At 61.8% G+C, this 9,000-nt stretch carries 7 protein-coding genes and 1 pseudogene; 4 read left to right on the top strand and 4 right to left on the bottom strand.

Translation table 11 applies throughout. The features are described 5' to 3' along the window. A pseudogene (locus tag APH42_RS27945) lies at positions 1–437 on the bottom strand (pyruvate carboxylase subunit B); the annotation flags it as partial. An 11-nt stretch (positions 438–448) separates the two neighbouring features. Further along, complete coding sequence (locus APH42_RS27940) at positions 449–1,864, bottom strand: acetyl-CoA carboxylase biotin carboxylase subunit (RefSeq protein ID WP_012274875.1); 1,416 nt, start codon at positions 1,862–1,864, stop codon at positions 449–451. 190 nt (positions 1,865–2,054) lie between these two features. Here APH42_RS27940 and APH42_RS27935 point away from each other — a divergent pair, with 190 nt between their 5' ends. Further along, on the top strand, positions 2,055–3,017 hold the full coding sequence (locus tag APH42_RS27935; RefSeq protein ID WP_012274876.1) for a LysR family transcriptional regulator: 963 nt from the start codon (positions 2,055–2,057) through the stop codon (positions 3,015–3,017). On the opposite strand, the gene APH42_RS27930 is transcribed toward APH42_RS27935, so the two are convergent. Together APH42_RS27930 and hexR are read right to left on the bottom strand one after the other, a co-directional pair. Then, positions 2,959–3,177 (bottom strand): PA3496 family putative envelope integrity protein, encoded by a 219-nt coding sequence (locus APH42_RS27930; RefSeq protein ID WP_012274877.1) that lies wholly within the window; start codon positions 3,175–3,177, stop codon positions 2,959–2,961. The two genes, APH42_RS27935 and APH42_RS27930, sit on opposite strands and share 59 nt — an antisense overlap. A gap of 150 nt (positions 3,178–3,327) precedes the next feature. Continuing rightward, entirely contained in the window at positions 3,328–4,194 is an 867-nt protein-coding gene (hexR, locus tag APH42_RS27925; protein WP_012274878.1) for a transcriptional regulator HexR, read from the bottom strand. Positions 4,195–4,297: 103 nt separating this feature from the next. On the opposite strand from hexR, the gene zwf reads away from it, so the two are divergent. The 3 genes from zwf to APH42_RS27910 all read left to right on the top strand — a co-directional run. Further along, positions 4,298–5,740 (top strand): glucose-6-phosphate dehydrogenase, encoded by a 1,443-nt coding sequence (gene zwf, locus APH42_RS27920; RefSeq protein WP_012274879.1) that lies wholly within the window; start codon positions 4,298–4,300, stop codon positions 5,738–5,740. 212 nt (positions 5,741–5,952) lie between these two features. Further along, complete coding sequence (gene uvrD, locus APH42_RS27915) at positions 5,953–8,139, top strand: DNA helicase II (RefSeq protein WP_012274880.1); 2,187 nt, start codon at positions 5,953–5,955, stop codon at positions 8,137–8,139. 134 nt (positions 8,140–8,273) lie between these two features. Next, on the top strand, positions 8,274–9,000 hold a 727-nt coding region (locus APH42_RS27910), incomplete at its 3' end, for a Tim44 domain-containing protein (RefSeq protein WP_060494689.1).

Genomic DNA, 9,000 nt, shown 5'->3' with positions numbered 1-9,000 from the left:
TAGGCGATGGTGCCCTGGGCGTGCTTGCCGGCGGCCTTGACCGCTTCGATGGCCACGCGCAGGTTACGCACGTCGTTCATGGCGTCGAAAATACGGAAAACATCGATGCCGTTGACCGCAGCCTTGGCGACGAAAGCTTTGACCACGTCGTCGCTGTAGTGGCGGTAGCCCAGCAGGTTTTGGCCGCGCAGCAGCATTTGCAGGCGAGTATTGGGCAGTGCTGCACGCAGCTTGCGCAGGCGCTCCCACGGGTCTTCCTTGAGGAAGCGCACGCAGGCGTCGAAGGTGGCGCCACCCCAGACTTCCAGCGACCAGTAGCCGACTTTGTCGAGCTTGTCGCAGATCGGCAGCATGTCTTCGGTACGCATGCGGGTGGCCAGCAGGGACTGGTGGGCGTCGCGCAGGATCGTGTCGGTTACGTGAATTTTCTTGGACATTATGGGGTTCCTCACAGGCCTGCGTGGGCGGCGATGGCGGCGGCGATGGCCAGGGCCAGCTCTTCGGGTTTGCGCTTGATCGAGTAGTTGGTCAGTTCAGGGTGGCTTTCGACGAAGCTGGTATTGAACTGGCCGCTACGGAATTCCGGATTGCGCAGGATTTCCTGGTAGTACGCGGCGGTGGTCTTCACCCCTTGCACGCGCATGTCGTCCAGGGCCCGCAGGCCGCGGTCCATGGCTTCTTCCCAGGTCAACGCCCACACCACCAGTTTCAGGCACATGGAGTCGTAGAACGGCGGAATGGTGTAGCCGGTGTAGATCGCCGTGTCGGTACGCACGCCGGGGCCGCCGGGGGCGTAGTAACGGGTGATCTTGCCGAAACTTGGCAGGAAGTTGTTCTTCGGGTCTTCGGCGTTAATACGGAACTGCAACGCGTAACCGCGGTGCTGAATGTCTTCTTGCTTGACCGACAGCGGCAAGCCCGAGGCAATGCGAATCTGCTCACGGACGATGTCGATACCGGTGATTTCCTCGGTGATGGTGTGTTCCACCTGCACCCGGGTGTTCATTTCCATGAAGTACACCTCGCCATCGGCGAGCAGAAACTCCACGGTACCGGCGTTCTCGTAGTTCACCGCCTTGGCCGCACGCACTGCCAGGTCGCCAATGTAGGCGCGCTGCTCGGGGGTGAGCTGGGGGCTTGGGGCGATTTCGATGAGTTTCTGGTTACGGCGCTGGATCGAGCAGTCGCGCTCGAACAGGTGCACCACGTTGCCAAAGCTGTCACCGAGGATCTGCGCCTCGATGTGCTTGGGGTTGACGATGCACTTTTCCAGGAACACTTCAGCCGAACCAAAGGCCTTGGTCGCCTCGGAAATCACCCGTGGGAAGTTCTGTTCCAGTTCCTCGCGGCTGTTGCAACGGCGAATACCGCGACCGCCACCACCGGAGGTGGCCTTGAGCATCACCGGGTAACCGATGCGCTCGCCTTCGCTCAAGGCTTCATGAATATCGGCAACGTTGCCTTCGGTGCCAGGGGTGACCGGCACACCAGCGGCGATCATGGTGCGGCGCGCTTCGGTCTTGTCGCCCATGCGGCGAATCACGTCGGCGGCCGGGCCGATGAACTTGATCCCGCGCTCGGCGCAGATCTCTGCCAGTTCAGCGTTTTCCGACAAAAAACCATAGCCCGGGTGCAGGGCATCACAACCGGTTTCCACAGCCAGGTTCACCAGCTTGCGCGGGTTCAGGTAGCCGGCCAGCGGCTCGGCACCAATGCTGTGGGCTTCGTCGGCGCGCTTGACGTGCAAGGCATGCCGGTCGGCGTCGGAAAAGATCGCTACCGAGCGTATGCCCATCTCGGCGCAGGCACGCACGATCCGAACTGCGATTTCACCTCGGTTGGCGATCAGGATTTTTTTTATCACTGGAGTCTTCCCAAAGCCGTAGGAACAGTCGAGCCGGTTCTACCGGTCGGCGCGTGACCAGGCGTTGCTGGCCAGTCGCACATTCACCCTAGCGCTGTAGGTCGATAAACAAAAATCAATATTTGTTAGGGGCTGTATTAGCAAAAGCTTATAGTGCGGTAACAAGGTGTTGCCGAAGGCGAGAAAAGAAATGCGTAAGTCCTTGATGCGTATGACTTTGCGTCAATTGCAGATCTTCAATGAGGTGTGTGATTTACGTTCTTACAGCCGTGCGGCGGAAGAGATGTCGCTGACGCAACCCGCCGTTAGTCTACAGATCCGCCAGCTTGAAGAGCTGATCGGCCAGCCGCTGTTCGAGTATGTGGGCAAGAAGCTCTACCTCACCGAGGCGGCCGAAGCATTGCAACGCGCCAGCCACGACATTTTCGGGCGCCTGGAGAGCCTGGACATGCAGCTGTCGGACATGCAGGGCTCATTGCAGGGTCAGTTGAAGCTGGCGATCGAGTCCAGTGCCAAGTACTTCGTGCCACACCTGTTCGCCGCCTTCAAGCAGCGTCACCCGGAGGTCAACCTGACCCTGACAGTGGTCAACCGCGCCCAGGCCATTCGCCGTCTTTCCGACAACCGCGACGACCTGATCATCATGTCGATGGTGCCGCAGGACATGGGTCTGGAGTTTCTGCCATTCCTCAACAACCCGATCGTTGCCGTGGCGCCGCCCGAGCACCCGCTGTGCAAGCTCGAGCAGCTGCGCCTGCAGGACCTGGAGCCTCATACCCTGTTGGTCCGTGAGCAAGGTTCAGGGACGCGCAAGGCTTGCGAAGAGTACTTCAAGGACAAGCGCGTGCATTTCACCCAGACCCTGGAGGTTGCATCGGCCGATGCCCAGCGCGAATGCGTGATCGCCGGCCTTGGGATCGCCCTGCTCACCCGCCACGCAGTCAACCTGGAACTGGCCACCGGGGTGCTGAAGGAATTACCGGTGGAGGAACTGCCGCTGTACCGCAGCTGGTGCGTGGTGCAGTCCAAGGCCAAGCGACAGTCGCCGGTGGCCTTGGCCTTTCTGGCATTCATCCGCGGCGAACGTGCGTTGATCAGCGCGCTTGTTGAGCGTTTTTCGGGGAAGTTGCCGCCGACGCCTGCCACACCGTGAGTTCTTGCAACTCGGGGTAATCCACCAGGTCGCGCAGCAGCTGACGTTGGTCGCAATAGCTTTCGATCGCGCGGCGGTATTCCATGCGGCGCTGATCCTTTTCCTGCTGTTTGCGAGCCTTGGCGTTGGGTTGGTACGTACCATCGAAGTCACGAGCCATTGCCTGTCTCCCAGATAGGATGCGGGAGTTTCAGACTGGCCTTGATGGTTTACGGTTTGGCTGTGGAATGGTGACAAAACAGTGAAATTTGCTTCGCCTTTGCCGGCCTTTTCACGGATGAAGTCGCGTAAAGGCCGTTACAGGCCGAATTCAGTCATCTGTAGCCTTGATCGACTTGGGCGACAAACGCAGGCTGCGCAAGCTGCGCTTCACGCTTTTCAGGTGGTTGACCAGGCTCGGGCCCCGCGCCATGGCCACGCCCATGGCCAGCACGTCAATCACCACAAGGTGGGCGATACGCGAGGTCAGCGGGGTATAGATTTCGGTGTCCTCATGCACGTCGATCGCCAGGTTGACCGTCGACAGCTCGGCCAGCGGCGTCTGGCTGGGGCACAGGGTAATCAGGTTGGCGCCGCTCTCACGCACCAGGTTGGCGGTGATCAGCAAGTCCTTGGAGCGACCCGACTGGGAAATACACACGGCCACATCGCCCGGCTTCAAGGTTACCGCCGACATGGCCTGCATGTGCGGGTCGGAATAAGCAGCGGCACTGAGCAGCAGGCGGAAGAACTTGTGCTGGGCATCGGCCGCCACCGCACCAGAGGCACCAAAGCCATAGAACTCGACACGCTGTGCCTGGGCCATGGCGCTCACCGCCTGCTGAAGCGCATGCGGGTCGAGGTGCTCGCGCACTTCCATCAGGGTGTGCAGGGTGGTGTCGAAGATCTTCAGGCTGTAGTCGGCGACCGAGTCGTCTTCATGGATGGCAAACTGGCCAAAACTGGCCCCAGCCGCCAGGCTCTGCGCCAGCTTGAGTTTCAGGTCCTGGAAGCCCGAGCAACCGATCGCCCGGCAGAAACGTACGATGGTCGGCTCGCTGATGCCCACACTGTGCGCCAGATCGGCCATGGAGCTGTGCATGACGGCAGCCGGGTCGAGCAGCACGTGGTCGGCCACTTTGAGTTCCGATTTGCGCAGCAGGTGGCGCGATTGGGCGATATGTTGCAACAGATTCACGGGCTGGACTCGGTTATGATCGGCTGGCCGGGTTGTAGCTTTCTTGTAGTTATACTACATGGACGCCAACCCGCCCAGTTAAACGAACGTGGAGAGTGGTGGTTTGACTATTCCTTGCGACATTCTGGTGTTCGGTGGCACGGGCGACCTGGCCCTGCACAAATTGCTTCCGGCGCTCTACCATTTGTATCGCGAGGCGCGCCTGAACAACGCGGTACGCATCATTGCCCTCGCCCGCCGCAACATCAGCCGTAACGAATACCTCAAGCTCGCAGAACGGCATTGCCGGGCGCAGATTGCCCGCACCGACTTCGACGAAGATGTGTGGCAACGCTTTGCCGCGCGCCTCGACTACTTCCCCATGGATGCCTCGCAAAGCGCCGACTTCGGTCGCCTGGCGCGCTACCTCGGCGAGCCTGGCGGGCTGACCCGCGTCTTCTACCTGGCCACCGCGCCCTCCCTGTTCGTGCCAATCGCCAACCACTTGCGTATTTCCGGGCTGGCCGACAGCGAGGCGCGCATTGTGCTGGAAAAGCCCATTGGCCATTCACAGCACTCGGCCACCGCCATCAACGAAGCGATCGGCGCCGTGTTCGAAGAACCCCAGGTGTTTCGCATTGATCACTACCTGGGCAAGGAAACCGTGCAGAACCTCATGGCGCTGCGCTTTGCCAACGCCCTGCTTGAACCTGTGTGGCGCAACGGCCAGGTCGATCATGTGCAGATCAGCGCCTGCGAAACCCTCGGTGTAGAGAACCGCGGCGGGTACTACGACCGTGCCGGGGCAACCCGCGACATGCTCCAGAACCACTTGCTGCAGCTGCTGTGCCTGGTGGCCATGGAGCCACCCGCGCAGTTCGAAGCCGAGGCCGTGCGCGACGAGAAAGTGAAGGTCCTGCGTGCCCTCAAGCCCATTACTGGGCAGGACGTACAGGACAAGACCGTGCGTGGTCAGTACGGTGCCGGCTACATCGGTGGCCAGGAAGTGCCGGCCTATTACTTCGAAAAGGACGTGGACAACGACAGCGATACCGAAACCTTTGTGGCCGTTCAGGCGCACATCGACAATTGGCGCTGGGCTGGCGTGCCGTTCTACCTGCGCACCGGCAAGCGCATGGCGCGGCGCACTTCGCAGATCGTCATCCAGTTCAAGCCTGTGCCCCATGAGCTTTTCAGCGGCGGCCAGGTCAACCAGCTGTTGATCCAGCTGCAACCGGACGAACGCATCAGCCTGCGCATGATGACCAAAAGCCCCGGCAAAGGCATGCGACTGGAGCCGGTGGACCTGGACCTCAACCTGGCCCAGGTGTTCGGCCAGACCCGTCGTTGGGGTGCTTACGAACGCCTGCTGCTGGACATCCTGGAAGGCGACTCGACGCTGTTCATGCGGCGTGATGAAGTGGAAGCGGCCTGGGCGTGGGTCGACCCGATCATCAAGGGCTGGGAAGAGCACTTTCAGGCGCCACGCCATTACCCGGCGGGCAACAACGGCCCGGAGCAGGCCAACAGCCTACTGGCGCGGCATGGCAGGCACTGGCACAGCTGAAGCGCTTCGCGCTGCATCGCAGGTATGCGCTGCAGATATTTTCCACGACGGCCAACTGATCACTTGCATCACCGACATCGTGGAAACCCATTGATGTAGACGTGACGGCCCCTGCAGGCGCACGGCCTGCAGGGGCCGCTTTGCAGTTGCGCAAGGGTGAATATTCATACAGTGCCATTTACCCTTCCCCTGCTGCGCCCTAGAATGGCCCGATGCACACAGATGACCTCTCCCTCCTGCTTAATTCCCTCAACGATGCCCAACGCCAGGCCGTAGCGGCCACGCTCGGGCGTCAATTGGTGCTTGCCGGCGCCGGTTCCGGTAAAACCCGCGTGCTGGTGCACCGCATCGCCTGGCTTATCCAGGTAGAGCAGGCGTCGCCGCATTCGATCCTGTCGGTGACCTTCACCAACAAGGCTGCTGCAGAAATGCGCCAGCGGATCGAGCAACTGCTGGGGATCAACCCGGCGGGTATGTGGGTAGGCACCTTCCACGGCCTGGCCCATCGCCTGCTGCGGGCCCACTGGCAGGAAGCACGGTTGGTTCAGAACTTCCAGATCCTCGACAGCGACGACCAGCAACGCCTGATCAAGCGGGTAATGCGTGAGCTGGGCCTGGACGAGCAGAAGTGGCCGGCACGCCAGGCCCAGTGGTTCATCAACGGGCAGAAGGACGAGGGCCTGCGCCCGCAGCATATCCAGGCCGGTGGCGACCTGTTCCTGGCGACCATGCGCGAGGTCTATACCGCCTACGAGCAGGCCTGCGAGCGCGCCGGGGTCATCGACTTCTCCGAGCTGCTGCTGCGCGCCCTGGACCTGTGGCGCGACCACCCGGGCCTGTTGGAGCACTACCAGCGGCGCTTCCAGCACGTGCTGGTGGACGAGTTCCAGGATACCAACGCCGTGCAGTACGCCTGGCTGCGCCTGTTGGCGCGCGGTGGCGCCAGCTTGATGGCCGTAGGCGATGACGACCAGTCGATCTACGGCTGGCGCGGCGCCAAGATCGAAAACATTCACCAGTACACCGCCGACTTCCCCGACGCCGAGATGATCCGTCTGGAGCAGAACTACCGCTCCACCGGCGGCATCCTCAAGGCTGCCAACGCCCTGATCGCCAACAACAGTGGGCGCCTGGGCAAAGAGCTGTGGACCGACATGGGCGAAGGCGAACCGCTGACCCTGTACGCGGCCTACAACGAGCATGACGAAGCGCGCTACGTGGTAGAAACCATCGAAAGCCTGGTCAAGCAGGGCAATGCGCGTAACGAGATCGCCATTCTGTACCGTTCCAACGCCCAGTCGCGGGTGCTGGAAGAGGCCCTGCTGCGCGAGCGCATCCCCTACCGCATCTATGGCGGCCAACGCTTCTTCGAACGCGCCGAAATCAAGAACGCCATGGCATACCTGCGGCTGATCGAAGGGCGTGGCAACGATGCCGCCCTGGAGCGGGTGATCAACGTGCCGCCGCGCGGTATCGGCGAAAAAACCGTCGAAGCCATCCGTGAGCACGCCCGCCACAGCCAGTTGTCGATGTGGGAGGCCATGTGCCAGCTGCTCGCCGCCAAGGCCCTGAAGGGCCGCGCCGCCAGTGCCCTGGGGGCTTTCATCGAGTTGATCGAGGGGCTGGCCGCCAAAGTCGTGGACATGCCGCTGCATACCATGACCCAGACCACCATCGAGCAGTCCGGGCTGATCCTCTATCACCAGGAGGAAAAAGGTGAAAAGGGCCAGGCACGGGTAGAAAACCTTGAGGAACTGGTCAGCGCTGCACGCAACTTCGAATCCGCCGACGAAGATGCCGACCTCTCGCCACTGTCAGCCTTCTTGGGGCATGCCTCGCTTGAAGCGGGCGATACCCAGGCTGATGAGCATGAAGACAGCATCCAGCTGATGACCCTGCACAGCGCCAAAGGCCTGGAGTTCCCGTATGTGTTCCTGGTGGGCATGGAAGAAGGCCTGTTCCCGCACAAGATGAGCCTGGAAGAACCCGGCCGCCTGGAAGAGGAACGGCGCCTGGCCTACGTGGGCATCACCCGCGCCATGCGCCAGCTGGTCATGACCTATGCCGAAACCCGTCGCCTGTATGGCAGCGAGACCTACAACAAGGTGTCGCGTTTCGTGCGCGAAATTCCGCCAGGCTTGGTTCAGGAAGTGCGCCTGTCCAACAGCGTCAGCCGCCCGTTCGGTGGGGCCAAGACCGCCACCAACAGCAACCTGTTTGCCAATGCCAGTATTCCGCAGACCGCGTTCAACCTTGGCCAGCGTGTACAACATGCAGTGTTTGGCGAAGGTGTGATCCTCAACTTCGAGGGCTCGGGTGCGCAGGCGCGGGTGCAGGTGAACTTTGCCGAAGGCAGCAAGTGGCTGATGCTGGGGTATGCCAAGCTCGAGGCCATCTGAAAGCGCAAGGCCGCCCTGCCGGGGCGGCCTTGTAACATTCAGGCAAAAGCTCGAAACATTATGTCGCTGGTCATGTGCCCGGGAACCTGTGCACCATGACGCGCGTGCAATCCACAACAGGGGATATCCCACTTATGCAACGTTTTCTTAGCATCGCACTGGCGCTCTGCGTCGGCCTGACGCTGAGCCTGGACGCCAACGCCAAGCGTTTCGGCGGCGGTAAGAGCTCGGGCTCCGCGCCTATTCACCAGACCCGCCAGGCTACGCCAACCACGCCTGCCGCCGCGCCGACCGCACCTGGTCGTGCAGCCCCGGCCGCCAGCGGTGCTTCGCGCTGGTTGGGCCCATTGGCCGGCCTGGCCGCCGGTGGCCTGCTGGCGTCCATGTTCATGGGCGACGGTTTCGAAGGCTTCCAGATCATGGACTTCCTGATCGTGGCGCTCATTGCCTTCCTGGTGTTCCGCTTCATCGCCGCGCGCCGCCGCCAGCAGCAGCCGCAAATGGCCATGCCAGGCCATGCGCCGATGCAGCGTGAGGCTCACGCCCAGCCTGCCCAGCCGTCGATCTTCGGGGGTTCGGCCGCACCTGCCGCCGCAGCCGCTCCGGTAATCAACGCCCCGGCGTGGTTCAACGAGCAGAACTTCCTGGCTGCCGCCCGTAACCATTTCCAGTCGCTGCAGCAGCACTGGGATGCCAACGAAATGGACAAGATCGCCGAGTTCGTTACTCCGCAAATGCTGGAGTTCCTCAAGCGCGAGCGTGCTGAGCTGGGTGATGGCTTCCAGGCTACCTACATCGATAACCTGGAAGTGCAGCTGGACGGTCTCGACGACCGCACCGACCGCACCGACGCCACCCTGA

The organism is Pseudomonas sp. NBRC 111140, from assembly GCF_001320885.1.
GTDB lineage: Bacteria > Pseudomonadota > Gammaproteobacteria > Pseudomonadales > Pseudomonadaceae > Aquipseudomonas > Aquipseudomonas putida_P.
The sequence above is the reverse complement of the archived record's forward strand: the minus strand, read 5'-3'. Positions and strand labels throughout refer to the sequence as shown.